The organism is Paenibacillus sp. J22R56 (assembly GCF_056269375.1).
This window is the reverse complement of record NZ_JBWDNV010000002.1, coordinates 202,293-229,059: the sequence shown is the minus strand read 5'-3', so window position 1 is coordinate 229,059 and position 26,767 is coordinate 202,293. Positions and strand designations below refer to the sequence as shown.

The 26,767-nt window shown below is 48.0% G+C and carries 25 protein-coding genes; 1 reads left to right on the top strand and 24 read right to left on the bottom strand.

The genetic code is table 11. From position 1 onward, the window contains the following. Window positions 1-20: 20 nt before the first annotated feature. From glyS to addB, 22 genes are all read right to left on the bottom strand, one after another. A complete protein-coding gene (gene glyS / locus AC0YNT_RS04830; RefSeq protein WP_475803583.1) occupies window positions 21-2,102 on the bottom strand; it encodes a glycine--tRNA ligase subunit beta in 2,082 nt (693 codons plus the stop codon). Then, window positions 2,095-2,982: a glycine--tRNA ligase subunit alpha gene (glyQ, locus tag AC0YNT_RS04825; RefSeq protein ID WP_167272490.1), complete on the bottom strand. Its 888-nt coding sequence runs from the start codon at window positions 2,980-2,982 to the stop codon at window positions 2,095-2,097. Before glyQ ends, glyS begins: the two co-directional genes overlap by 8 nt. Before the next feature lie 352 nt (window positions 2,983-3,334). Continuing rightward, complete coding sequence (gene recO, locus AC0YNT_RS04820) at window positions 3,335-4,084, bottom strand: DNA repair protein RecO (protein ID WP_167272487.1); 750 nt, start codon at window positions 4,082-4,084, stop codon at window positions 3,335-3,337. 54 nt (window positions 4,085-4,138) lie between these two features. Further along, window positions 4,139-4,300 carry a YqzL family protein gene (locus AC0YNT_RS04815; protein WP_167272484.1) on the bottom strand — a complete coding sequence of 54 codons (162 nt, stop codon included), beginning with the start codon at window positions 4,298-4,300 and terminating at the stop codon, window positions 4,139-4,141. A gap of 100 nt (window positions 4,301-4,400) precedes the next feature. Next, on the bottom strand, window positions 4,401-5,315 hold the full coding sequence (era, locus tag AC0YNT_RS04810) for a GTPase Era (RefSeq protein WP_167272475.1): 915 nt from the start codon (window positions 5,313-5,315) through the stop codon (window positions 4,401-4,403). 8 nt (window positions 5,316-5,323) lie between these two features. Beyond that, window positions 5,324-5,755: a cytidine deaminase gene (gene cdd, locus AC0YNT_RS04805; protein WP_475803582.1), complete on the bottom strand. Its 432-nt coding sequence runs from the start codon at window positions 5,753-5,755 to the stop codon at window positions 5,324-5,326. Window positions 5,756-5,778: 23 nt separating this feature from the next. Then, on the bottom strand, window positions 5,779-6,141 hold the full coding sequence (locus AC0YNT_RS04800) for a diacylglycerol kinase family protein (RefSeq protein WP_475803581.1): 363 nt from the start codon (window positions 6,139-6,141) through the stop codon (window positions 5,779-5,781). Then, a complete protein-coding gene (gene ybeY / locus AC0YNT_RS04795) occupies window positions 6,141-6,638 on the bottom strand; it encodes an rRNA maturation RNase YbeY (protein WP_167272455.1) in 498 nt (165 codons plus the stop codon). Before ybeY ends, AC0YNT_RS04800 begins: the two co-directional genes overlap by 1 nt. A gap of 5 nt (window positions 6,639-6,643) precedes the next feature. Further along, window positions 6,644-8,884 (bottom strand): HD family phosphohydrolase, encoded by a 2,241-nt coding sequence (locus AC0YNT_RS04790; protein WP_475803580.1) that lies wholly within the window; start codon window positions 8,882-8,884, stop codon window positions 6,644-6,646. A 17-nt stretch (window positions 8,885-8,901) separates the two neighbouring features. Then, window positions 8,902-9,882 (bottom strand): PhoH family protein, encoded by a 981-nt coding sequence (locus tag AC0YNT_RS04785; RefSeq protein WP_167272447.1) that lies wholly within the window; start codon window positions 9,880-9,882, stop codon window positions 8,902-8,904. Then, a complete protein-coding gene (yqfD, locus tag AC0YNT_RS04780) occupies window positions 9,879-11,072 on the bottom strand; it encodes a sporulation protein YqfD (RefSeq protein WP_475803579.1) in 1,194 nt (397 codons plus the stop codon). Before yqfD ends, AC0YNT_RS04785 begins: the two co-directional genes overlap by 4 nt. A gap of 2 nt (window positions 11,073-11,074) precedes the next feature. After that, a complete protein-coding gene (gene yqfC, locus AC0YNT_RS04775; RefSeq protein WP_167272438.1) occupies window positions 11,075-11,362 on the bottom strand; it encodes a sporulation protein YqfC in 288 nt (95 codons plus the stop codon). Window positions 11,363-11,556: 194 nt separating this feature from the next. Next, on the bottom strand, window positions 11,557-12,021 hold the full coding sequence (locus AC0YNT_RS04770; protein WP_475803578.1) for a hypothetical protein: 465 nt from the start codon (window positions 12,019-12,021) through the stop codon (window positions 11,557-11,559). A 35-nt stretch (window positions 12,022-12,056) separates the two neighbouring features. Continuing rightward, window positions 12,057-13,040 carry a flotillin-like protein FloA gene (gene floA / locus AC0YNT_RS04765; protein ID WP_475803577.1) on the bottom strand — a complete coding sequence of 328 codons (984 nt, stop codon included), beginning with the start codon at window positions 13,038-13,040 and terminating at the stop codon, window positions 12,057-12,059. 37 nt (window positions 13,041-13,077) lie between these two features. Further along, a complete protein-coding gene (locus tag AC0YNT_RS04760) occupies window positions 13,078-14,454 on the bottom strand; it encodes an NfeD family protein (RefSeq protein WP_475803576.1) in 1,377 nt (458 codons plus the stop codon). Window positions 14,455-14,619: 165 nt separating this feature from the next. Next, window positions 14,620-15,063: a GatB/YqeY domain-containing protein gene (locus tag AC0YNT_RS04755; protein WP_167272418.1), complete on the bottom strand. Its 444-nt coding sequence runs from the start codon at window positions 15,061-15,063 to the stop codon at window positions 14,620-14,622. A 15-nt stretch (window positions 15,064-15,078) separates the two neighbouring features. Beyond that, window positions 15,079-15,252 carry a 30S ribosomal protein S21 gene (rpsU, locus tag AC0YNT_RS04750; protein ID WP_005547957.1) on the bottom strand — a complete coding sequence of 58 codons (174 nt, stop codon included), beginning with the start codon at window positions 15,250-15,252 and terminating at the stop codon, window positions 15,079-15,081. Window positions 15,253-15,342: 90 nt separating this feature from the next. Next, window positions 15,343-15,696, bottom strand: coding sequence for a histidine triad nucleotide-binding protein (locus AC0YNT_RS04745; RefSeq protein WP_475803575.1), 354 nt, complete (start codon window positions 15,694-15,696; stop codon window positions 15,343-15,345). Between the two features lie 119 nt (window positions 15,697-15,815). Beyond that, window positions 15,816-16,223 (bottom strand): hypothetical protein, encoded by a 408-nt coding sequence (locus tag AC0YNT_RS04740; RefSeq protein WP_475803574.1) that lies wholly within the window; start codon window positions 16,221-16,223, stop codon window positions 15,816-15,818. A gap of 50 nt (window positions 16,224-16,273) precedes the next feature. Further along, window positions 16,274-16,867 carry a hypothetical protein gene (locus AC0YNT_RS04735; protein WP_475803573.1) on the bottom strand — a complete coding sequence of 198 codons (594 nt, stop codon included), beginning with the start codon at window positions 16,865-16,867 and terminating at the stop codon, window positions 16,274-16,276. Between the two features lie 98 nt (window positions 16,868-16,965). Then, a complete protein-coding gene (addA, locus tag AC0YNT_RS04730) occupies window positions 16,966-20,775 on the bottom strand; it encodes a helicase-exonuclease AddAB subunit AddA (protein WP_475803572.1) in 3,810 nt (1,269 codons plus the stop codon). Beyond that, window positions 20,759-24,289 carry a helicase-exonuclease AddAB subunit AddB gene (gene addB, locus AC0YNT_RS04725; RefSeq protein ID WP_475803571.1) on the bottom strand — a complete coding sequence of 1,177 codons (3,531 nt, stop codon included), beginning with the start codon at window positions 24,287-24,289 and terminating at the stop codon, window positions 20,759-20,761. Before addB ends, addA begins: the two co-directional genes overlap by 17 nt. A 186-nt stretch (window positions 24,290-24,475) precedes the next feature. On the opposite strand from addB, the gene AC0YNT_RS04720 reads away from it, so the two are divergent. Further along, entirely contained in the window at window positions 24,476-24,805 is a 330-nt protein-coding gene (locus AC0YNT_RS04720; RefSeq protein WP_475803570.1) for a hypothetical protein, read from the top strand. 181 nt (window positions 24,806-24,986) lie between these two features. On the opposite strand, the gene AC0YNT_RS04715 is transcribed toward AC0YNT_RS04720, so the two are convergent. Both AC0YNT_RS04715 and AC0YNT_RS04710 read right to left on the bottom strand, forming a co-directional pair. Next, on the bottom strand, window positions 24,987-25,199 hold the full coding sequence (locus AC0YNT_RS04715; RefSeq protein WP_475803569.1) for a hypothetical protein: 213 nt from the start codon (window positions 25,197-25,199) through the stop codon (window positions 24,987-24,989). 188 nt (window positions 25,200-25,387) lie between these two features. Beyond that, complete coding sequence (locus AC0YNT_RS04710; protein ID WP_475803568.1) at window positions 25,388-26,752, bottom strand: class I SAM-dependent rRNA methyltransferase; 1,365 nt, start codon at window positions 26,750-26,752, stop codon at window positions 25,388-25,390. Window positions 26,753-26,767 lie beyond the last annotated feature (15 nt).

Genomic DNA, 26,767 nt, shown 5'->3' with positions numbered 1-26,767 from the left:
GATACGGGCGACGAGGTCAATTACCAAACAAGTTTCGAGAAATCAGCGATTGCCGTAATGTCATCCGCGATAACCGCAAGTGACGCCAGACGGTTGTTACGTACCGCGTCGTCATTTGCCATAACCATCACGGAATCGAAGTAAGCGGTAATAGCTTCTTTAAGAGAAGATAGATTAGCCAGCGCCGATGCAATATCCCCCTCAGCAATTGCACTTGCAACTGCCGGATGAGCTTTTTGCCATTGCTCATAAAGCGCGGCTTCAGCTGCTTCTTCGAACAAGGACGGATTCACTCCGCGTGATTCTGCTTTAGAAGCCAGGTTACATACGCGGTTGAATGCATCAATCGTCAATTTAAACTCACTGCGCTCGTTGCCGGATGTCAGTTCATTAATCAGAGATGCACGTTCTACCGTAATACGCAAGTCATTGAAGCCAGTAGCCATTACAGCATCAACGACATCGTAACGATTAGCTTGCTCTGACAATACATTCTTCACGCGAAGGGCAAAGAAGTCATTCAAGTCTTTACGAATTTCATCCTCGCCACGTTTCATTCCACGTTCTGTATGGACAGCCAGTGCAGCATCAAACAGGTCCGTCAGCTTCAAATCCAGGCCTTGAGCCAGAATAATCTGAACGATTCCCGAAGCTTGGCGGCGCAATGCGTAGGGATCCTGCGAGCCAGTTGGAATAATACCAATTGAGAAGCAGCCTGCGATTGTATCCATTTTGTCCGCAAGGCTTACGATAGCACCAACAACAGAAGCTGGAGCACGGTCACCGGCAAAACGAGGCTGATAATGCTCGTTGATTGCTTTCGCTACCAATTCGCTTTCGCCTGCTTTACGAGCATAGTCTTCGCCCATAATCCCTTGCAGCTCTGGGAATTCATATACCATTTGAGTAACAAGGTCGAATTTGCAAATATCTGCAGCACGGCTTGCTGCAGCCGCAGTATCAGCATCAACACCAAGCTTCGCAGCCAGCAGATCAGCCGTAGAACGGATTCTTCTCACCTTATCAGCAACCGTACCAAGTTCCTCGTGATAAACGATATTCTCAAGCTTCGCAAGTGCGTCGTTAATAGCGAGCTTCTGATCTTCCTCATAGAAGAATTTCGCATCAGACAGACGTGCGCGGAGTACCTTCTCATTACCTTTTGCCACATTCTCAATCGAAGTCCGGTCACCGTTACGCACCGTTACGAAGAAAGGCTGCAATTGACCTTCTGCATTAAGTACAGGGAAGTAACGCTGATGTTCACGCATCGACGTAATCAGAACCTCTTGCGGGATGTTCAAGAAAGCAGGATCGAATGTTCCATATAATACGTTCGGATACTCGACCAGGAATAAGACCTCTTCGAGCAAATCTTCTTTAATCGCAATTTCCCAGTTCTTCTCTTTGGCAAGTTCCTTAATCTGAGACACAATCAACTGCTCGCGTTCAGCGACGTCAACAATGACATACTGCTCGCGAAGACGCTCTTTGTATTCAGCAGGCGTCGAGACAACCGTCTCCTCGCCTAGGAAACGATGACCACGTGATACATTGCCGCTCACTACATTCGTAATCTCCAGCGGAATGATGTCTTGACCAAATAAAGCTATAAGCCATTTGATTGGGCGAATGAATTTCAATTCATAACTACCCCAACGCATGTTTTTCGGAAATGACATCGATGTAATCAGGTTCGTCAGACCTTCCGGCAATACGGAGGCTGTGTCTGTCCCTACGCTGCTTTTGTTTGCATACACATATTCAACGCCAGCCAGCTCTTGGAAGAAGAACTGCTCAGGTTCAACGCCTTGGCTGCGCGCGAAGCCAAGCGCCGCTTTGCTCCAATTGCCTTGATCGTCAAGGGCGATTTTACGCGAAGGACCTTTTACTTGCTCATTCACATCCGCTTGTTTCTCTTCAACGCCTTGTACATACAAAGCGATACGACGCGGTGTACCAAATACTTCTACCGCTTCATGAGGAATACGAGAGTCAGCAAGCCATTTGACAGCCTTCTCTTTCAATTGATTCATAGCACCGCGTACGAAACGCGCCGGTACTTCCTCAAGTCCAATCTCCAGCAATAAATCTTTAGCCATTGTTCTCCACTCCTTTCTTCAGCAGCGGGAATCCAAGACGTTCCCGTTCCTCCAAATAAGTCGCCGCACAAGCACGCGCCAGATTACGGACACGCATAATGTAGCCCGTACGCTCTGTTACGCTGATCGCGCCGCGAGCATCCAGCAGGTTGAAGGTATGGGAACATTTCAAGACATAGTCGTAAGCCGGGAATACCAGCTTATGTTCAATGGTCTTCTTCGCTTCTTCCTCATACATGTTGAACAATTGGAATAACATCGCCGAGTCAGAAGTTTCGAATGTATATTTCGAATGCTCGAATTCAGGCTGCCAGAATACATCGCCATATTTCACGCCTTCAACCCATTCCAGATCAAACACGTTTTCTTTTTCTTGAATGTAGGAAGCAAGACGCTCCATACCGTAAGTAATCTCTACTGCAACCGGGTTAGCATCAATACCGCCTACTTGCTGGAAGTACGTGAACTGAGTGATCTCCATACCATTAAGCCATACTTCCCAGCCGAGGCCCCAAGCGCCAAGTGTTGGCGATTCCCAGTTATCTTCAACAAACCGAATATCATGATGCTTTGGATCAATGCCAAGACGCTTCAAGCTTTCCAGATAAAGCTCTTGGATATTGTCCGGGGAAGGCTTAAGGATAACTTGGAACTGATGATGCTGATACAACCGGTTTGGATTCTCGCCATAACGGCCGTCTGCAGGACGACGGGAAGGCTCAATATATGCAACATTCCACGGCTCCGGACCAATGGTACGGAGGAACGTCATCGGGTTCATTGTACCCGCGCCCTTCTCTACGTCGTACGGCTGTACGAGAATACAGTTTTGTTCTGCCCAGAATTGCTGCAGTGTCAATATCATGCCTTGAAAATTCATGATTTTTTCTCGCTCCTTTATTCTTTAGTAAGGCGAATGGAGAACGCAAAAAACTCTCGTCTCTACGCCTGCTGCCAGACGTAGGGACGAGAGTTGACTCCCGCGGTTCCACCCTACTTGACTTCGCTTCAACCGCTTCATTCCAAGCGGTGTGCGAAAATCCTCTTTTGGTTAATTGACTCCGGAGTGCCGTTTCACAGTTTAGCTTGTCTGGGCTCACACGATCCCCAAATCGCTTGTTCAAGGTTTGAACTGCTACTTTCTCCATCACTGTCCATATATTGATATTCACATATATTAAACATTTTTAATGCAGTTGTCAAACAGGCGTTAGGTATTATTGCCCATTCTTCTATTCGAATGAGTATTTATCCATCTGATCTAGAAAGGAACGGGATTTAAGAGGAATACCAATTTGAACATCCATCAGCTCACGCATCATTTTTTTCAGTTCTTTCTTGGTCTCCGGCTTAACCTGAATCGTTCCCAGACGTCTTATATCCATTCGGCTGAACAGCCTAAGCAGCTTATAAGCACCCTCACTCATCGCCATTGCCTGGGCATCATTTCTTGCACACCGAGGACATAACACGCCTCCTGAATGCGGACTAAGTCGAAAAGGCCCTTGATCGGTCGAGCAGCCCACGCAGAATTCAAGCTCCGGTGAATAGCCAGCTGCCTCTAATATACGCATCTCGTAAAGATGCGAAACAATTTGCGGGTCTTTTCCTTCCACCATTGCCATCAAACCAGCTTTCAGCTGTTCAAATAACAATTCACCAGATTCGTCCTCCTGCAGCGTCTTGTCAGTAACCTCTGCTAAGTAAGCAGCATAAGCGGACAAATCCAGTTGTTCACGTAAAAGATGGTGAGATTCGAGAATCTCACCATGATTGAGAGTGCCAAGCCCTTTATTTCGGAAAAAAACGAATTCACCGTATGTAAATGGCTGCGCGAGAGAAGCATGTCTGCTCTTCACCTTCTTCGCGCCGCGCACCATTACACCGAGCTTACCGTTTGTTTTCGTAAGCAGCGTAATAATTTTATTGCCTTCCCCATAGTCCATGCTGCGGATGACAATGCCCTCCACACGATATAACATGATTTGATTCCTTCTCCCCCATGCTTACTTCAAGGCAGCCTGCAGGATAACAAATTAAAGGGCAGACGAATCCTCGAACTCAGCAGCTAGCTCCTCATTGTCTCCCGGCAAATATTGAGGATGATTCTCTGGACCAAGTTGATCCATTTCCTTGTAGAGCATGTATGACTCCACATCACCGGTCAATGTAAAATACTTCCACGAAAAATTTCGCATTCGTATTCATCCTTTCCGCCTTGGAAATGAAGCCCTAGACGGTAATTAGGATACGATAAATACTCGAATGCTATCCTTAACAAATTTCGTCAATAAAAGCTTAATCATGTCTGAAGCCGAAATCCTTCAAGACGCGCTCTTGATTGCGCCAATCCTTCTTCACTTTGACCCAAAGCTCCAGGAAAGTGCGTGATCCAAGCAATGCTTCGATATCGCGGCGTGCCTGCTTGCCAACTTCCTTAAGCAGAGCACCTTTTTTGCCGATAATAATCCCTTTTTGGGAGTCACGCTCGACGAAAATAACAGCCCCAATATACACCACACCGTTCTCCTGCACACGCATATCTTCAATACCAACAGCAATGGAATGCGGAATTTCTTCACGCGTCATATGCAGGATTTTCTCACGGATCAGCTCTGAAACGACAAATTGTTCGGGATGGTCTGTGATTTGATCAGCCGGATAATATTGCGGTCCTTCAGGCAAATATTTCTGAAGCTGTGCAAGAAGCGTATCGACATTGTTACCTTGAAGCGCCGAGATCGGCACAACCTCTGCAAATGGATACATATCCTTGTATTGCGTAATAGTTGCTAGAAGCTGCTCTGGCTGTACCTTATCGATCTTGTTCATCACAAGAAATACTGGCGTATCTACTTTCTTGAGCTGCTCAATAATGAATCGATCGCCGCCGCCAAATCCTTCCGCTACATCAATCAGGAAAAGCACGGCTTCTACCTCTTTCAAGGCGCCTTCTGCCGTCTTCATCATATAATCGCCAAGCTTGGATTGAGGCTTATGAATACCAGGCGTATCGAGAAAGACAATCTGCGATGTTTCCGTCGTATATACACCATGGATTTTGTTACGAGTTGTCTGGGGCTTGTCCGACATAATGGCGATCTTCTGCCCGATTAAATGGTTCATAAGCGTCGATTTCCCTACATTCGGCCTGCCAATAATCGCTACAAAGCCGGAGCGGAATTTCGTGCTTGAAGTTGTGTTTTGATTCATCTTTATTTTTAACTCCCTTTCTCTAATGAAGCCGGCGTGAATGCGCCGGGAAGCAGTTCTGTAACCGTCATGATATTCCAGTGACCGTTCAGATTGCCCATTACAACCGGCATATCCGGTGAGCAAAGCTCGACCAGTACCTGCCGGCAGACACCACAAGGAGTGATAGGTCCCTCCGTATCGCCTATGACTGCAATAGCCTGAAATTGTCCAGGCCGCTTACCGTCTGCAATTGCCCGGAAGAGAGCTGTGCGTTCAGCGCAATTACATGGACTATAAGCAGCATTCTCCACATTACAGCCATAATGAATGTGGCCGCTGTCATCAAGAAGTGCCGCACCTACACGAAAGTTGGAGTATGGTACGTAAGCTCGCGACATAGCCTCCTTCGCTGCTTCAAGCAATTTCGAATACTCTTTCGATAATCCCTCGAACGCCATGAGCCTCACTCCTATTCTTCGTATCATTTCACGATAAAATGCCATAAGGGCGGCCCAAGAATGAGCAGCCCGATTATAACAGCAATACACGCTGCAACAAGTACAGCGCCGGCAGCTACATCTTTCGCCGCTTTTGCAAGCGGATGAATGTCAGGGCTAGCCATATCAACGGTATTTTCCACCGCGGTATTCACCATTTCCAAGGAAAAAACTACCGCAATAGTTAGCAGCAGAACTGCCCATTCCAAGCGTGTCAACGGGAGCATCGCTCCAATTAGGCATACAATCACAGCGGCTATCGAATGAATCTTCATATGCCTTTGTGTCCGAACTGCCAAGACAATCCCTGAAAAAGCATAGCCCAAGCTGCGAATAAACTTCAGCATTAACGAGACAAACCTGCCTTTTGCAGGACCGCTTCCTGTTTACCGGTCATCTCGGCTTCGCCTGCATCGTCCATATGATCATAGCCAAGCAAATGAAGGAAGCCATGTACGAACAGGAAGCCAATCTCCCGTTCCAATGAATGACCGTAATCCTCACTTTGCTCCTGTGCTTTCTCAACGGAAATGACAATATCGCCAAGCATGCCGGAGATTGGATCTACTTCGTCCTCGCTCTCCACCTCAAAAATAATGTCGAGCTCTTCTGTTCCGTCATCCTGCATGGCAAATGACAGTACATCCGTAGGACGGTCGATTGCGCGGTATTCACGGTTAAGCTGATGAATCTGCTCGTTATCAGTAAACGTCAGAGTCACTTCACCATCCGTCAGTCCTTCCATCTCGCCGGCGATCTGAAGAAGCTGTTCTAACCTCTCAATCCATTGATCAGGAATTTCAATTTTGTCTTGTTCATTGCTCCAGTCTAATTGCAAGCTCATGAAAGTTAACGCTCCTTTGGTTTTACATCTTCCGGATATTCAATGCGCGAGTGGAATATGCCAATTACACTTTCCTTCAAGGAATGAGCGATTTTATCAAGCTCTTTCATTGTCAGATCGCATTCATTATATTGATTGTCATCTACCCGACTTTTAATAATCTTCTGTATCATTGCCTCTACCTGTTCCACTGTTGGGCTTCTCAGGCTTCGGACGGCTGCTTCAACACAGTCTGCAAGACCAACAATCGCCGCTTCCTTCGACTGCGCTTTTGGACCTGGATACCTATAGTCGTCTTCAGTGAAGTTTGCCTGAATTCCCTGCTCCTCGGCCTGCTTAAGTGCTTTGAAGTAGAAAAACTTGAGCGAAGTCGTTCCATGATGCTGCTCCGCAATATCGCGGATAGGCTTCGGAAGATTTTGCGACTTCAGCATATCCACACCGTCACGGGCATGCGCCACAATGATCGATTTACTCAGCTTCGGCTCAATCGTATCATGAGGATTCTCCATGTTAGTCTGATTCTCGATAAAATAGCTTGGCCGTTTCGTCTTGCCGATATCGTGGTAATAGGAACCGACGCGGCAGAGCAGCCCATCCGCACCAATAGCCTCAGCAGCCGCTTCAGCCAAGTTGCCTACCATAACGCTGTGATGGTAAGTTCCCGGCGTCTCTGTTAATAGCTTGCGCAGCAGCGGATGATTCGGATTAGAGAGCTCTACCAGCTTCAAGGCAGACAATATACCAAACGTAATTTCAAAGAATGGCATAAGACCAATCACAAGAATAGCGGTTAACAATCCACTAGCGAAGGCGAATGCGAGTGAGTACACTAACGGTCCTTGTTCCAGCTGTTCCGTCAGGAACATTAACGACAATACGGCTAGCGAGCCAAACAAGCTGACCATAATGCCGGCTTTCAGAATCGTGGACCGCTGGCTTGCCCGATGGATCGAGAAGATCGCTGCTAGGGAAACAACGATGATGACAAAACCATATTGGAAATCAAAAATTTGCCCTGTTTGTGTATTCAGTATAATACTTCCCGCTATCGCAAACAAAACGGAGCTTATTAAAGCAAGATGCACATCAAGCAGCAGCGTAATTAACATCGTACCCAGCGCAGCCGGCGCCAAATAACCTGCGTAAGGAGCCGAGTCCGTTTGTGTAAGCGAGATAACTTGCATCGTAATGATATTAATCAAATAAATGAGCCACAGCATCAGCAAATGAGTATTGCTGTAGCTTGGCTTCGTGCCGCTGCTGCCGCTATATTGATGCAGATACGTGTACAGGCCGACAATGATCATTACGGACATTAGCAGCAGACCAAGCTGCGGCCAATAGTTCCGTTTATCCTGCAGCAGTTCAGATTCTTTCAACAGCTCATACATTTCAGGCGTAATAATCTCTCCGCGTTTCACGATGAGATCGCCTTCCTTGATTACGACCTGAGGCGTATTCTGCTTCGCCAGAATCTTCGCTTCGTCGGTAGCTTGTTGATCGAGGAACCGGTTTGGCATAATCGTAAAACGGGCCAATTCCTGCACAATTTCCCGGCTTGTACGATTGGTTAAGGAACTTGCGTTAACAAGCTCAGCAACCTTCGTCCGCGCCGTTTCTGCATCACGCAGCTGTTCACTCATCAGCTTGCGAACGACATCTAGACCAACGGTACGCATTTCTTCCAATTGGTCTAGCGATAAGTTAGGAAGCTTGTAGAATGTCTCCTCCGGGATCGTATAGACCTGCTCCTTGATCACCTTCGTCATTTCATCAAGCAACGTATCGCTGTATTTATCGGAGCCCATATTCATCTTGACGAAATTATCTACGAACGTACTGTATTTACCGGGAATCTCATTCCGGTAAATTTCAACCTTGTTCTGTACCGTCACTTGATCATCCAGATTCAATTGCTCAATCCGGACAAAAATCTGATCAATCAGCTGTTCGTTGCGCAGGGCGACGTTCGAGTAAATCGAATCAATCTTGTTCGCCGCCTCTTCCTGCGCTTCAAGTGTTGCTTTGCTATCAAAAATTTGATGTGGTGCTGCTATATCTTTATCACTTGGTGCATCCACTTGAATGTCATAAGTTTCGGGCACCACATGCGGCGCAAGGCTGAAATAAAATAACAGCACGAACATAAATAATAGCAAGTAACGTACAGCCGCGCTCTGTTTCCAGCCAGCCGGCTTCTCCCGCTGCTGGTAAGCTTGTTTACCGGCCTGAGTCTGATTCATGGAGCGGACATTCCTCTCTATGCTTTGTTTTCAGCGTCCCAGTTGTATGCCACGATTATTTTTTGAACCAAGGAATGACGAACGACGTCTTGCTCTGTGAAATGAATGAAACCAATTTCCTCAATATCTCTTAGAATGCGCTGCGCTTCGATGAGACCCGAGTTTTTGCCCCGAGGCAAATCGATTTGAGTTACGTCGCCTGTGATAACCATCTTCGAACCAAATCCGAGCCTAGTCAGGAACATCTTCATTTGCTCTGGAGTCGTATTTTGTGCTTCGTCCAAAATAATAAAGGCATCATCAAGTGTACGGCCGCGCATATACGCAAGTGGTGCGATCTCGATTGTACCACGTTCGAATGCCTTCACCGTTTGATCAGGGCCAAGGACATCATGAAGCGCATCATAAAGCGGTCGCAAATAAGGGTCAACCTTCTCTTGCAAGTCGCCTGGCAGGAAGCCCAGACTTTCACCGGCCTCTACGGCAGGACGAGTCAGTATTATTTTTTTAACAGAGCCTTCTTTAAGGGCCGCCACAGCTAGAACAACCGCAAGATAGGTTTTACCGGTACCTGCAGGTCCGATCCCAAACACGATATCCTGCTTCTTGATCGTCTTCACATAATGGCGCTGACCGATCGTCTTCACGCGAATCGGCTTACCTCTGTAAGTCGTCGTAATTTCAGCTTTAAGCAAATCGAGCAATTCTTCCGCTTGCATGTCGCGCGCTAGATCTAGCGCATAGGTGATATCTCTCTCCGAAGGAATATATCCACCGCGGACGAGCTGTAGCAGCACATTGTAGAACTGCTCTAGTGATTCCACCTCTTTCACCGGACCGGAAATGACAATTTCCGCTTCGCGAGAAGATAGAGTTGACTCCATCTGCTGCTGCACCAGCTTAAGAAACTTATCTTGGGGGCCAAATACGGCCAAACCCTCTACGGCATTCTGGAGCGGAATTTTGACTACTTTTGCTTCACTCTGCAACAACCTCATTCTCCTTGCATCTGGACTAGTGGCATCTCTTCTACGATTGATTGCTCCACTTCAAAAAGAACTTTCATATAAACTTTACCATTGTCCGAGTTTTCATGCAAAACAATTTCCTTTAATACGACAGCGTCGCTGCCAGCTTTCTGCATCACATCTGCTTTTGCCTCAAGCATGCCGTTATTTTTCGCTTCTTCGACAGTAAGCTCCCTTACGTCGGTACGAACCTCCATTATCGTCTTCTTCAAACGCCCAAATGGCAGCTTCCAATTACGCCAGGCCGCTTGCTCCTCATAGACAACATCCTCGGAGGTGCCAAATGGATTTTTACCATATCCACTGACTTGCAGTGCACGGTTGCCGATCACGGCATACCACTTTGTTTTCTTTTCGCCGGTATATACTTTTACCTCCTGAGTCAGAGGAGATGCCACATTATATTCATACCATACAAGGCCTCGGACTTTGCCCTTAGCGACTACCGATTGCGTATACTCGCCTCCTCCGATCGTTCCGGAGATAAGGGTTTGTCCTTTACGAACCTTCATATTTTTCTTGACAACAGGCCGCCCTTTCTCGGTATATATTTCCGTTATTACAGCATCATCAGAAGCTATGAGGTGACGTGGACTTTCCAGATCTTGCTTATCTGGTTCTGTTGCTTCAACGACTTGAATGATAATCCTTGTCCCTTTTTTCTCCACACCAACCCACGTGGCTCCGGGAAGGTCAGTGACCAGTTCCTTGGATAAAATATCTTTATCCTTTAATTTGAATGACCACTGCATAGGAAAAATCCCCTCTTGCTTGGCCGCAGCCAGGATCTGCTCCTCCGTCAGCTTGACGTTCCCCTTCACTTCGATTGACCAGACAAGCGAGGACAATAAATAAATACCGATAAAAAATACACCTAGTCCAATAGCAAAAAACTTTCTTTTCTCCACTCGGATGAGCCAAAAAGGCATCCCATGTCTTTTCGTTACATGAACGCGGCAGCCTGTCTCCTTTAAGAACGGACGAAGACGAAAAAAATCTCCAACGGACAGTTCAAATTCCAGCTTCCCGTCGCTTGTCCACCTTATGGAAGACAACTCGAGCCCCCCCTCGAGAGCCCGATTGACAAGCCTTTCAGGTTGTCCATCCCTGATATGCACCGTAACAACACCGCGCACCCACTGCAGCCATTGACCAGCCATGCTTATCCCTCCTGATCCCTTACTTCAATACTTTTAATCTGACCTTCTATAAATACTTCTTCCGTCCAAATTGTCCGTATTACAAGCGAGGTTCCTGTAACTTCGAGCTCGCCTTTGCTGAGTGCCAGTCTAAGCTTCTCACTCGAGAAATGAAGAACACCTCGGTGGTTCTCGATATAAAGCTGGCGGTCGCCAATCATGGTCATCCGGGGCAGATCATAGACAACATCCTGCGGCAAATCCAATATATCGGCAGTCCATTTGCGTAATTTTCGGTTTATACGGCCCATATCTGATCCATTGTCCCCCTCCGCCGCGCGAGTGCACATTATCGTACTGTACCAAAATATGCTTGAGCGGAGTGAATTATGAGATAAACGATGCCATCCTTTATGGATAAAAATAGAAAACGACTGGCTCATGATGTTTAGGCATCATGAGCCAGTCGTTAATTGCTTCCGCACTGCGGATATAGTGTGCTTATTTATTTGCCAAATGGCCGTTTAGAACGCGGAGGTCCTAAAATTTCAGCCCATACTACTGCTTTGCGCATCTCCTCAACCTTCGGAGACAACGTAGCAGCCTCCTTAGGGCTCTCAGGGAGTGGAGCTATGAAATCCGGCCTAGCATAAGCCATACGAGCGCGAGGCGGCTCTGGACGGCGTGCAGGCGCTTGAGAGGATCGTTCATAAGACGCGATCACTTCAGGCTGTGACGGCTCGGAAGGAGGTCTCGCAGCGATCGGCCTTGCAGGCTCTACGCTTTCATCTTCCTCTTCTTCCCAATGCGTTTCCTGCCGGGATTCCCGATTTGGATCGTTTCCACCGCCAAAACTTGGCATACGGTTCGTGCGCGCTTTGGATCGGTTACGGCCAAACATCGAGTATAGAACACCACCTACAACGATGACCCAATAAATATTTTCTAGAAGAAAGCTGATTAAGTTCACACCTGCACCTCCATCAAGCGACGCGGCAAGGCGCCTTAGTTGTCTTTATCGGCAGGAGTGTCCGGCTTGCCAATTGTATTACGCATTTGGGTATCCGCTTCAATATTTTTAAGGTTCATATAATCCATTACACCAATTTTGCCTGATTTCAGAGCATCTGCCATCGCAAGCGGTACTTGCGATTCGGATTCAACAACCTTCGCGCGCATCTCAACAACGCGTGCTTTCATCTCTTGCTCCTGAGCTACCGCCATTGCACGGCGTTCCTCGGCTTTCGCCTGAGCGATCCGTTTGTCAGCCTCAGCTTGCTCTGTTTGAAGATGAGCACCAATGTTTTTACCTACATCAACGTCCGCAATATCAATAGACAGAATCTCGAACGCAGTACCTGCATCCAGACCTTTGCCAAGCACGGTGCGAGAGATCATATCCGGATTCTCAAGCACATCTTTATGCGAGTTAGAAGAACCTACTGTTGTTACGATACCTTCACCAACACGGGCGATAATCGTTTCTTCGCCAGCACCACCGACAAGTCGCTCGATATTCGCACGTACTGTAACACGGGCTTTAACTTTCACTTCAATACCATCTTTTGCTACCGCAGCTACGATCGGTGTCTCAATCACACGCGGGTTAACGCTCATTTGTACCGCTTGCAGAACGTCACGGCCTGCAAGGTCAATCGCTGCTGCACGTTCAAAGACGAGCGGAATGTTTGCACGTTGCGCGGCAATCAGCGCATTTACTACACGGTCAACGTTACCGCCTGCCAGGAAATGGCTCTCTAACTGGTTAATCGTAAGACCTAGCCCAGCTTTTGTTGCTTTAATTAACGGATTAACAATCCGGCTAGGCACTACGCGGCGGAGGCGCATAGCTACCAGCGTGATAATGCCGACTCTTACGCCCGAAGCAAGGGCGGAAATCCAAAGCATAATCGGGAAAAAGCTTAAGAATACGGAGAGAACAATAATCGCAACTACTACAATAATTAATACGGATACAATCGGATCCATTTGATATAACCCTCCATGTCATTTTTTTCTTATTATCCTATACTACTTCTCTTACGACAACCCAGGTCCCTTCGGTCTTAATGACCTTCACTGTCTTGCCTGAAGCAACAAATTCACCTGAAGTGACGACATCTATCCGGTTCTCGCCGATCAGGATCGTTCCTGCAGGACGAAGCGGTGTAATAGCTACACCTTCCTTACCCAGAAGTTCATCCTTTGTTTCCGCGGACAGATAGCCTTTATCAGTTGTCAGCTTCTCGCGCAAAATAAATTTGTTCCAGATGCCTCTGTCTTTATATTTGCGAACGACGAAGTACAGAACGATCGATGCTACTGCCAAAGCGATGACCAACGAGACAAAAGCTGTGATCGGGCTGGATGCCGCCGTCAGAACGCCTGCCACTAGCGAGACACTGCCGATGATGCCAAGTACACCCCAGCTTGGTACAAAGAGCTCTACGATCAATAGGGCTATACCTATCACGAATAGTACAACAGACTCCATTCCTGCAAATCCGGCTACATAATGACCAAAGAAATACAAACCAAAGGATAAAATCCCGACTAGCCCCGGAATGCCAAAGCCAGGAACAAACAGCTCAATGGCAATACCTGCAATACCCAATGTGAAGAGTACTGTCATAACTAGAGGATTCACCAGCCACGTTGCAATCTTCTCCGCTACTGAAGGCTTTAGATCAATGCGATCCCGGTTATCAAGACCAAGCCATTTGATTGTCTCTTCAACCGACTGCGCTTTGTGCTCCGCATAGCCTACTTTAATCGCCTCATCTGCGGTTAAAGTTAGAATCTGTCCAGCTTCCTTAATTTGACTGATCTCTGGCATAGATAACACAAATTTCTGATCAACCATCGCAGCTGCAATATCTGGATTACGTCCATTCAGCTCGGCTGCATCCCTCATCGTTTTCACCCAGAAGGATATAACCTTTGGACTTTCAATGAGCTTTCCTGAACCATCCACAACTGCTGCAGCACCAATTGTACTCTGTGGTTCCATCACGATATTTTCCGCATTAAGCGCAATATACGTGCCTGCCGATACAGCTTTTCCTTCAACAAAAGCGGTTGTAGGAATTTTGCTCTTGCGGATCAGCTCTCCGATTTCCTCGGCGCTTGTCACTTCTCCGCCAAATGTATTAATGACAAGCACGACTCTTTCTGCTTTAGCCTCTGCCGCTTCTTTATACGCCCTTTCCAAGAAGGACTTGAGTCCTGACTCAACCGACTGCTTAACCGGCACGACGTATACGGCGGGACCTATGCTTCCCGCTTCAGCGCCTTGCACAGCCTTGCCCCCTGACAGCAGCCCTCCAACGGTCGCAAGCAGCAGTGAGACGAGCATCAGAAGCGGCCAAATGACAGCCGATCTATGCCAACGTTTCGTTTGCAAAGTGTCGCTCCTCCTTTTCAATCAGTAACCATTTATACGCTTATATGTACATTATGTTTCAAAATTGTCACATCTACGTGAAAATAGCTTAGCCACTCTTAAAGGGAATGTCTAGCTAAAAGCAAAAACACCCCTGTTAAGGGGTGTCTCCGTCCGAACATATAGTTATTGCAGAAATTGTTGTACATATTGATTTACTAGTTTACCATCAGCGCGCCCTTTTGTTTTTGGCAAAAGCGCACCCATGACTTTTCCCATCTCGGCTTTAGAAGAAGCACCGAGTTCCTGGATGGTCTGCGTTACAATCGCTTTAATCTCTTCTTCGGTCAGCTGAACGGGAAGGTATTGACTAATAATTTCAATTTCTGCTGAAAGATCTGTAACCAGATCATCTCTGCCGGCTTTGCTAAATTCTTGGAGGGAATCTTTACGTTGTTTGATCTCACGACTGAGTATATCTACCACTTCAGTATCCTCGAGAGGACGCTTCAAATCAATCTCCAAATTTTTAATTGCCGCGCGAATCATACGAATCGTCGTCAACTTGAACTTGTCCTGATTCTTCATGGCTTGCTTCATATCGTCGGTCAATCTATCGCTCAGGTTCATTATGGAAGGATCCTCCTAAAACTTTCTCTTACGCGCAGCCTCAGACTTCTTCTTGCGCTTAACACTTGGCTTTTCATAATGCTTGCGTTTTTTCACCTCAGCCAAAACACCATCTTTAGCGATGGAACGTTTAAAGCGGCGAAGCGCAGCATCAATAGTTTCGTTTTTGCGAACTTTAGTTTCAGACACCAGTTTTCCCTCCCTCCGAAACAGACCGTCCAGAGCATTAAATAAACACGGTTTATCAAATTTCATTATAAGACAAAACAAAATGAAGTGTCAACTTACACTATTTCCTACTAACGTTCCTAGCTTCTCTCCACCTAATAAATGGATGTGTAAATGATATACGACCTGACCGCCATCACTATTCACATTATTAATCAGCCGATAACCAGACTCGGCAATCCCTTGCTGCTTAGCGATTTCTCGCGCTGCTGCGAACAATTCCGCGATAACCGAATCATCCTCTTCAGTTACATCGTTCATCGTAGGAATATGTTTTTTGGGAATAATCAATATATGTACAGGAGCCGCAGGCTGAATATCTTTGAATGCGATTACGTTCTCGGTTTCGTACACTTTACTCGAAGGAATGGAGCCTTCGATAATTTTGCAAAAAATGCAATCCAAATATGCCCCTCCCTTCATCCATACTATTCCAATATTATAACCGATAACAGGTATGCTCGTCCAATCGGTGGACGCCGGTCAGAACGCAGCCGCGTTCGTGAGCCGGTATTGCATCCTTTTTAATAAAATGGCAGCAGCGACAGGGCAAGCAAACCTGTGAGCGGCATCACCTGACGATAGAACCGTCCTCTTGGATAATAAGGATATGGGTACAGTCCAGGGTATGGTACAAAAGCTCTGGCATCCCAGCCAAGCGACCCGCTGCATGGTACGGCCAAACAGACATATTTGTCATCCACATACTCAACAATCCCATCAATACACCAGCCGTCATGCGTTTGAGCAAGCACATACCGGTGCATATGCGCGGAACAATGATCTTGCAGCGACTGCTTCTGCTGCACGGCTATTGCTGCTTCTGCTACAGGGGCTTGATTCTCCACCTTCGTAGGAGCAATTGAAGCAGGCTTGGAAGCGGCCGGTTTTACCTCTGATGACTTTCCTTTTTCCTTCTTGCTTTTCTCCATCTTTGTGAGCCTCCCGTCTGCTACTATCGTATGCAGGACTGGGCATTTGGCTACTGGGCTGGATATTTCATGCTAGAATGCCCGCTTATTGACTGCTCAAGCTGCTTCGGAATATCAAGCCACCCGATACCAGCTCCAATCTGGATAGAACCGCTGCGAGACTTGGCTGCTTCAAATTGAAACTGCTCCAAAATCGCCAGCTGTGACGCATAAACGTCCTTCAAAGATTTCAAATAGCCCGTTTCTGCCTCTGTTAGTGTTCCATCCTGCTCATTAATGTATTGGAGCGAATTATTGACATCAATGATATAGTCATACACTTGATCGGAATCAAACTTACTCTCGTCAAAGCTGTGTGATTGCTGTAAAAACTCAACTAATCCTGAGGCATCCCGAATAACCGTGCCCGCCTCAGTATCTTTACCATCAAGTATAGCTCCGGCATTATCCAATACAGCCTGATAATAAGCAGAGGCTTTAGTCGCTGATCCGATTATCGCAATACCTTTGTCATACTTATCGTTTTGTTCCCCTTGCAGTGATTGCGAGTACAAGAAAACGTTACCGGTGAGACTGAATACAAGCAGCAGTAACGTGATCGGCAACGCATATGACCGTTTCTTCGATTGTTGTTCCTGTTCCATGAATGTCCATCCTTCCTGATCATTGAGCAATGCATATGTATGATACCTAAAAACTTTCCTGCTGGAAAGTTTTTAGGTTAATGCTTCCGATGACTAAACTATAATCGAACCGCCTGTCCTCCATCAAAGAAAAAGACATGGCTTTCCGCAATAGGTTTACCTATGACAGATTCAATGGCTTCAGCATACAGCTCGAGCTGGAATCTATGACGTTCGGCTGCCTGCTCCCACTGCTTCATATAGATTCGATCGGTTTTGTAATCTAGCAGTACAACCCCATCCGCATCTTCGAACAAACAGTCGATAACGCCTTGAATGAGCACCGGTTCGCCAGCAGCATCCGCAGAAAGACTTGGGTACACACGATGAGCCGGAAACATACAGCTGAACGGCACTTCCCTGCGAACCCAATCAGCGGCGACTAATCGCTGGCCAATTGTCGTATCGAAGAAAGAAGCAACAGCAGGCAAATCAATCGATTCCGCCTGCCTTGTAGTAAGCAATCTTCGCGCAATCATATCGCTGAGCATCGTCTCCAGCTCAGCTACACTTACGTCACCAGTAAGGGGAATATGCTGCATAAGCAAATGGCTGACTGTTCCCTTCTCAGCAGCTGTTAATGCCGCTTCCTCCATGAACCGAGGTCGTCTTAAACGGAACGTGTAGCTTCCGCCTCCTGTGCTTTTCTGGCTGTCATCCTGCTCAGTAATGACTGCAGGGATCAGAGACTCTGCTTCCTCATAGATTTCTGAATGAAGACGTTTCATCTCAGTAACCGAAGTTTTTGCAGCTACGACTGTTGACGCCTGATGGCTATACTGCCACTCCAATCGAATACGGAGCTCCTCGTCGACTCCCACTTGATCAAGCTGGGCTAATGACAACACCCCTTGGAGCCGATCCTCTCGCTCTTGATCCGCGTCTGTTGGCTGCTCTGTACCTACAGCGACTTCAAGGCCCAACATTGCCGCCTCAACAACACCAGCCCTCCATTGCAGCAAGCGCGCTTCTTCCTCACCGGAGATAAAATCATCTGGCATTTGATTAAAAGAAGAAGCAGCAAGCGGACCAAGCCAATCTAGGAAGGTTGAAGCCGTGCTAAGCCGGAAATCTGAAATATTCCCGGTTGAATCCGTAGCCGATTGCCAGCGACGAAGCTTCGCAGCAGCATCCGACACTGTACCAATTAGAAACATTTTCTCCTTAGGGCGTGTTAAAGCAACATACAGGATCCGCATTTCTTCCGCGAGCATCTCCATCCGCATACGTCGACGAATAGCCAAGAAAGGCAAGGCTGGATAACTGACACGCTTCTCCGGATCAATAAATTTAGGACCAAATCCAAGCTGCTTATGCTTTAGAAAGGCACTTCGCAAATCCTGCTGATTGAAGTTTTTGCCTAATCCTGCAACAAACACAACCGGGAATTCCAGACCTTTACTCTTATGAATGGACATGATGCGTACAACATTCTCCTGCTCACCAAGCGCCCTTGCTGTGCCTAGATCTCCACCGCTGTCACGCATCCGTTCAACAAACCGCAGGAACCGGAATAAACCACGGAATGAAGTCGCCTCATATTGGCGGGCACGGTCATGTAAAGCCCTTAAGTTTGCCTGCCGCTGTATCCCTCCCGGAAGTCCGCCGGCAAAATCATAATAACCCGTCTCCCGGTAGATACTCCAGATCAAATCTGCTAATGAGCCTTGTCTCGCGTCATTCCGCCACCGGTCCAACCGATCCAGGAACAGCGAGAGCTTGCGTCTTAGCTCCTCAGGAAGTAGCAGATCGCCAGCCGCCTGCAGCACTGCATCATAATAAGTGTCATGAATCGCACCAATTCGAATGAGCGCAAGCTCCTCGGCATTAAGCCCAAAGATCGGTGATCGGAGCGTACCCGCCAGCGGAATATCTTGATACGGATTATCGATTACACGAAGCAGGGATAAGATCGTTTCAACCTCTGTCGCATCAAAATACCCGCTGCTGAGTTCCGCATACCCTGGAATGCCCGCAGCTTGAAGCTCCTCAATGATAACAGGTGCCCACTGCTGGGTAGCACGCAGCAAGATAACGATATCACGCCATTCCATTGGACGGCTTTCCCGCTTCTTACCATCGTAGACACGGAAGCCCTCATCAAGCAGCGTTCTAATTTGACGGGCAATGAGACGAGCCTCCAATTGTGCAGTTTGAAGCTCTTCGACTGATTCAGCTCCGCTTGATCCCTGCTCAGTATCCTCTTCGGAATCCGCTGACGCCTGATTATCCTCAGATTCAGGAGAGCCTGCTTTATCAATAACCGCGAGCTCCACGGCAAATCGTCCAGCCTGTTCTGGCTCAGGATATGAGGCGCCGCATACAAGCTCAGCCCGTGTGTCATAATCCATCTCTGCAACGGATTCCCGCATAATGGCGCGGAACACGTCGTTAACTCCATCAACGACTTCAAGCCGGCTTCGGAAATTGCGGGCAAGGTCAATGCGCAGGCCGTCTCCACCAGGTGCTCCGTAATTTTTATACTTACTCATGAACAAATTGGGCTCCGCAAGACGGAACCGGTAAATACTCTGCTTAACATCGCCTACCATAAAGCGATTACCTGCATTCGGATTCGCGATCAGAGATACGATTGCCTCCTGCACCATGTTCGTATCCTGATACTCATCGAGCAGGATCTCATCAAATTGGCGTTGATATTCAAGCGCAGCTGATGATGGAGCCGTTACTTCAGGCGTCGATTCCGGTGCCCGCAATATTCGCAGGCAATAATGTTCTAGATCGCCGAAATCAAGCAGTCCTTTAGCCCGTTTAGCTGCTTCATATCTTTGTCCGAACTCAATAACAAGCTCAGACAAAGCCCCCATCAGTGGTGAGAGCTCTTGCAGCTCGTCAGCAAATTCCTCTGCAGAGCGGCCAAACAACTCATCAGCAAGCGAGCTGATCAGCTTTTTCGCATTGTCGCGAAGCTCTTTGGCCTGTTCCTGCATGGATTTATCATAGTCATCGCCGCGCATGGCCTTAAGCTTACCGAATTGAATCGATTGGAATGACTCAAACCACAACTCCCAAGGGAGCATACGTACCGTCTCCGAGAGCCCATTCACGAGTCCAAGATCCTCTTCGAAGGTTGCAGCATAAGGGGCTGGTCCGGCAGGCTCTCTGGTCAAATTCATGGCTTGATTCAATAAGGAAGCGGCTCCTGACAACGCCATTTCCACATCAGACCGGAGACTTGCCACCCACGGGCTGCTGCGAAGCTCCTCCACATTGTTCACCGCAAAGCTCGCAGCTGTCTGACGAAGCCAATGCTCGGGCCACGGATGGCTTTGAGCGAAGTCATATAGCTGCTGAACCAGCCTGTATAAGGGTTCATCGCCGCGTTCTCCGCCGTAACGGTCCGCTAGTCGCAGGAATGCACCATCGTCACCAGCACCCTCATATTTCTCCTCAAACAACTGATCAAGCACGTCGATCCGCATCAGTTCACTTTCCGTTTCGTTCGCAATCCGGAAGCCAGGGTCAAGCCCAATGAGCGGATAATACCGGCGAATGACGTCCAGGCAAAAAGAGTGAAGTGTCGTAATCGACGCCCTGTTCATAAGGGCAAGCTGCCTTCGCAAATGCTCGGAATCCGGCTGCCGCTCGAGCTCCTTTTCCAGTGCGATCCTGATTCGGTCCTTCATCTCGGCTGCCGCGGCTTTCGTAAACGTAGCAACAAGAAGTCTGTCAACATCAGAGAAGGAAGAGATCTTCCGGATAATCCGTTCTACAAGAACAGCTGTCTTACCAGAACCAGCTGCTGCTGCGACCAGAACATCCGACCCTTCGGTCACAATCGCGCGCCACTGGTCATCTGTCCAAGTACTGTTCTCCGGTTTTGCCGGCACACTAGTCGTCGTTTCCACGTATTAACTCCTCCTCTCCATGCAGCTGCTGCCATATTTCTTCTTCCGAGAGCTTACCAAGCTTCATATATTCATTGCCGTCAAATAACGGATCAAATTGGCATACCGGCTTATAATCGCAATATTGACACGGCGACTTGGTTCCGAGACGGTATGGTTCAATGGATACTTTCCCGCAGCCAATCTCTGAGCCAATCCGGCCGATAGTACGTCTGACCGAACTTCGAAGGGTATCCCACTGTTCGTCGGTTACAACGGAAGAGCTGCTGTAAAATCCACCGTCACGCTTAAGTGCAATGGGCAGAATCTCCGAATAACCGGATTCCAGCTGGTCGTCCATTAATCGTGCGGTCTCCGCCTCTGCAGTTATAAGACCACGTGTCTTGAACTTTTTCAACATTCTTGCATTAACTTCAGCTCCGGACAAGCCGTTCGATACGGCAAGCATAGGATTATGAACATGGAAATAAAGCACACCAGCAGGTGATGCCGGCTTACCTAGCCATTCTGAAGCATGCGTAACAAGCACATCCAAATAAGTGAGCATCTGCAGCGAGAGGCCAAATGCCACTTCTTCCAGCCTCAGCTGTGTAGAGCTGGACTTATAGTCGAGCACACGCAGCAACAGCCCTTCCTCCGTCTCAGCGGCATCTACGCGGTCAATACGGCCAATAATCTCCATCGTTCCACCATTATTCAGCGGAATGATAAGCGAGGGAAGTGTTCCATCCGGACCAAAATCAACCTCCAGCCCAACAGGCTGGAATTGCGCTCTGCGCGAATGCTCACTTAAGATCACGGCTGCCTGTGCAACAATCTCCTTCAGCTTGCGAGCGATATATTGAAATCTGCCGCTGCTGAGCAAAATTTGTGATTGCAGCCTTGGAGCAAGTTCATCAACTGTTTTGGCTGCCGCTTCACGAATCTGTCCTTCCGGCATCGAGCCCCAGCGTTGACCAAGACCTCCTGCTAAGCGGCTGAGTGCCGCATGGAACAGCTGCCCGACATCCGGCGCTTCCAGCCGATACATCTGCCGCTCTCGAAGTCGCAGGCCATGGATTGCAAAATGTTGAAACGGACAGGACACGAACCGCTCCATCCGAGATACACTTGCCCTGAGTCTTGTGCCATACAGCTGTTCAGCCGTTGCCAAAGTAAGCTCCTGCTCTTGATTGGAGTAGCTGAGCGATGCATTAAGCAGTTGAAGCTTGTCCTGCCATTCCGGACGGATCGCATACCAGTTGTACATATCCCACCAGAAAGGCGCGATGTCCGCTCCTTGCCGCCAAGCCCGAAGTTCGGTGATCAAATAGGCAAGCGTCCGCTGTGGATGCTCAATATAGGAGCGCTGCTCGTCTTCTTCCATTCCAGGAGAAGGCTCACCAGCGGCTTGATAGACAGGGATGCCAGGGAACAGCTGCTTAACCTGCCGAATCACTTCGGAAGGCAGAAGGCTTTTGCCTTCTTCATCTGCCTGCGCCCAGCTGATCCACAGATGAGCGCTTGGTGTGGTTAAAGCATTATAAATCAAGAAGCGTTCATCCAAGAGGCGTCGTCGGACGCCAGGAGCCATAACAAGCCCTTCATCAGCCAGCCGCTCCCGTTCCTGCTCGGTCAACACACCGTCCTCTTGAATACGCATCGGCATTACACCGTCATTAGCGCCAAGCACATAACAAATCTTTACATCCCCAGAACGAGTCCGGTCCATACTGCCGATCAGCGCTTGATCTAGGGCAGGCGGAACTGCGGCCAGCTTCAAATTCTCAAGGCCTGTCTCTATCATGCCAGCGAACAGCTCAGGCGGCATCCCCTCATCACCAACCATCTCAACGAGCTGGTCGAGCAGCTGCATCACGCCGTCCCATAGCTGACGATGGGCCCTAGCACGCTGTGTGCGCCCTGCAGCGCTGTCCTCACGGCTCCAGCGCTCCAGACGATCTGCTGCATCAGAGTGGTCTAGCAGACGATACAGCGCTTCACACATGACCTTTACGTTTGGTGCTTTTTTCAGAGCTTGTTCAAATCGGCGAAGAGGAGGCACAATAGCCTCTCTTGCAGCCAGCACAGCATTAAACTCGCGTTTAGCTTTGGCGCTTGGCTCTGCTGCCGTCTCAGGTTCATCTTCCAACGATTGCTGCATTAACGGCTGCCACCTGGAGCGGTCAAGCCATTTCCAGCCGTCTACACCCGCGGCAAGTACGTAATTCTCCAGCCGGTCGAACAGCTCTCTGGACATGCTCCCATCAATCGGGAATAACAGCTCTGTCTTAATACAGCGGAAAACAGCCTCATAATGCCAGCCATGAAGCACAGTCTCCAGCGCCGAACGAATAAATTCGACGAGCGGATGATGAACGGTATTGTTCTTTTGGTCAAGGAAATAAGGAATTTGATAGTCATCAAATATCGTTTGAATATAATCTGTATAGTCTGTCGCATTACGCACCATAACAGCCATATCGCGCCAACGCAGTCCATCCTCTCGTGCTCTTCGCACCATATCCCTAGCGGCTGCTTCAACTTCCGCTCTCCGGTTCGCAGATGCATGAAGAGATACTCCGCATGCGGGGTTCTGCACGGCAAGAAGTTTCTTATCCGGCAGAAGCATCGGCGTCCTGCCTCCATAATGCTTCTCCAAATGTGCCAGCATTGGACTTCTTCCAAATCTGGACGGCACTCCTTCACTAAGAACAACCGTCTCCTGTACCGTTACGCCTGCCTGCGCAGCCAAGGCCAGCAGCTTCCCATATGTTTCGGCCGTAGGATGGAACAGCTCCAGCTCATGCGGCACTTCACCCTCGTCGTAAGGACGGTCCAGCGTCAGAGCTACAGTTACCTCCGCAGAAGAAGCGATCAACGCTCCCAGTGCTTCATATTCCTTTGGTGTAAAGCCATGGAACCCGTCAATCCACAGCTCAGCGCCATGCATAGCAGGAGCGGAAGCGTAACTTGCGATCAACTGCGTTAAATAGTCTTCGGAGTCAATATATAATCCGCTTAATTCCAGCTCTAATTTATCATAGACCAAGCGCAGGTCATGCAGCTTGCGATTGAGAAGCGAAGCGTCCTCTACTGAAGCTGTCTTTGCTTTTAATAATTCTGCATCAATGCCGTAGCGTTTCCACTCTGTGAGCAATTCTCCAAGCCGTTCAATAAAGCCTGGCTGCCCTGCACCATTCTGGAACAATTCCAGCTGCTTGCCTAGGCGGTGAATGATCTTGAAAAGCATCATATGCTTGCCGTTATCGCTGATCGGTATAAGCGCAGTGCCGCCTGTTTCCTGCATCACACGAAAGGCTAGACGGCGGAAACTCAGTGCTTGAGCCCGTATAGTCCCGCTTAGCTCGGTTCCTCTCAGCAAGGCGTACTCTGTCTGGAAAGTAGCCTGCTCCGGCACGAGCATAATAAGCGGCGCTCCATCCGGTTCACGCTGCAGTTTTGCCCGAATAGCATCCAGGCAAAATGTGGTTTTCCCCGTTCCTGAACGGCCTAACACAAATCGAAGCCCCATCTCCAGACCTTCCTTTCCGATTCCATCTCATAATCTATTATTCTACCATATCGGCAGTTCTTTTTCATTCAAACGACAAACGTATGTTCTGGAAGTTATGCTAACTTTTTAATAAATAGCCATTGCATTCCCTTAAATACCGAGTATAATACTAGGTAATAAACCATGAGGATTGGAGGGGCGGCCATGATCTCGAATCAGAAGATTGCCCGGCAATGGATAAATGATTATCTGGATTTGTACAATTACGCCAAACAGATCGGAGATATCGAGTGGCAGCAGCAGTTAATCCGCATACTCGCCCAATCCGAAGAAGAATCCCATCAACTTGCACTTACTAGAAAAGCTTCTGAGTTATGGCAGCAGTTCGATATCATTAATAAGAAAATGATGGATCTCTATCATCAGTTAAGAACCTCGGATGACTCCTCCGAATTGAGAACTTTACAGGAAGAAGTCTGGGTGCTCAAATTAAAGCGTGTCGAACTTAGCAGACGATTTAAAGAAACGATGTAAGCCTATAAAAATAAAAAATCCCGCATGCGGTTAGCCGCTCTGCCGGATTATGGGTTGGTTAGACATACAGTTATCTGCTTTGTCCGTTATGAAACTTCGCTTAAGTGCAGTCGACTGCCTCTCAGCGTTACATTCCTATTATACACATCAAATATGCATATTCAAATGTATATTTATTGAACTAAATCGCCGTTTGTTTCATTTCACGCATCATGCCCATCATTGATGTCAGCATCTCATCACATTCCTGCATTTTCATCATCATGCTGTCCATTTCCATTCCCATATCCATCATGTCCATGCGATTCATCTCGCTCATTTGATCCATCATCATCTTCATATTGTTCATCTTGCACATCATTTCCTCCATACACATAGCCATCATCATTTTCATGCTCATCATCTCCATCATCCCATCTCCTTTTTTAATATCATTTTTTTGTTGAAGCCCATTAAATAGAATAACTTATCTCCCATACTCTTACAACCATTATTTTCCAAAATAAATATCATATTCTGTCGAATCGATAAAAAAAGCCGCTTGGATCTCATCAGGATCCATGCGGCTTTTTTGAGCTATATTTACTTACTCCGAACCTCAAACACTGCAAACTTCAAATAGTGACCTTCTTGTACGCCAAGAAGCTGCGGATGATCTTTGCCTGCCGCCCGCCATTCAACGAGTCGCAGCAGCTTGCCTGCATCGGTAGCCGCCTCCTGAATGGTCTCCAGGAACAAGTCAGGGCGCATATGGTACGAGCAGCTCGCTGTCACCAAATATCCGCCTTCATTTACCAGCTTCATCCCGTGCAGATTAATATCCTTATAACCACGACATGCTCCTGCCACTGCGCTTTTCGTCTTTGCGAAAGCAGGAGGATCTAGAATAACAACATCCCAAGTACGTCCATTGCCGCTGATTGGCTTCGAGGTATCCGTACCAGCACGGCTGCGCTCCGTTCTTTCCTCCGCACCTTTAACCTGCGAACGTAAATATTCAAATGCATCTGCTACTACAAACTCTACCCGATCTGTAAAGCCATTACGCTCGACATTGCGGCGTGCTGTGTCGATGGCATGTTCAGATACATCAAGACAAGTTACTTTCTTTGCCCCATATTTGCAGGCATGAAGTGTAAAGCTGCCCGTATGAGCAAAGCATTCTAGTACGGTTGCACCATCCCAGTAGGGGAATGTTACTTCTTTGCCGTTCGAATTCACAGGAACAAGTCGCTCGCCAGAACCATCTTCTGCCTCACGACTTTCCAATTGGATGCCGCTTCGGCCTCCCCACCCCTTCATCAGAGGTGCGATGGAAGCGCGATTCTCGCGCTGGTCATAGAAGTAGCCTGTCTTCTGCCCTTCCACGATATCAACTTCCAGCTTTAAGCCATTCTCTTCAATCTCGAGAATACGAGGGCACTCCCCGTACATGACACCTGTTCGAAGTTCCAGTCCCTCAAGCTGTCTAACGCCTACATCACTTCGTTCGTAGATCCCCTTCGGCTGGAATACATCAACCAATGCCTGGACTATCGCTTCACGTCTGATATCCATGCCAAGCGTAACGATCTGCACAACCAGAACATCATCGAACCGATCAACTACAAGACCTGGAAGAAAATCGGCCTCTCCATATACCAGTCTGCAGTCACGATCCGGTACAAACCGGCTGCGATGAGCCTCGCATGCTCTTAGACGCTCACGGAAAAAATCAACATCCATTTCGTCCAATGGCTGGTAGGAAACGACACGTACCGTAATTTGTGATTTCGGATTGTAATAGCCCGTCGCCAAATACCGGCCGTTATGACCAACCACATCAACAAGCTGCCCTGGCTCTGCTTCACCTTCCAACCTGTCAATTTCACTCGCATAAATCCATGGTTGGCCTGCTTCAAGACGCTTCTTACGGCCTTTCTGCAGCCATACTTTTGCTTTGCTCACTTCGTTAATCTTCCT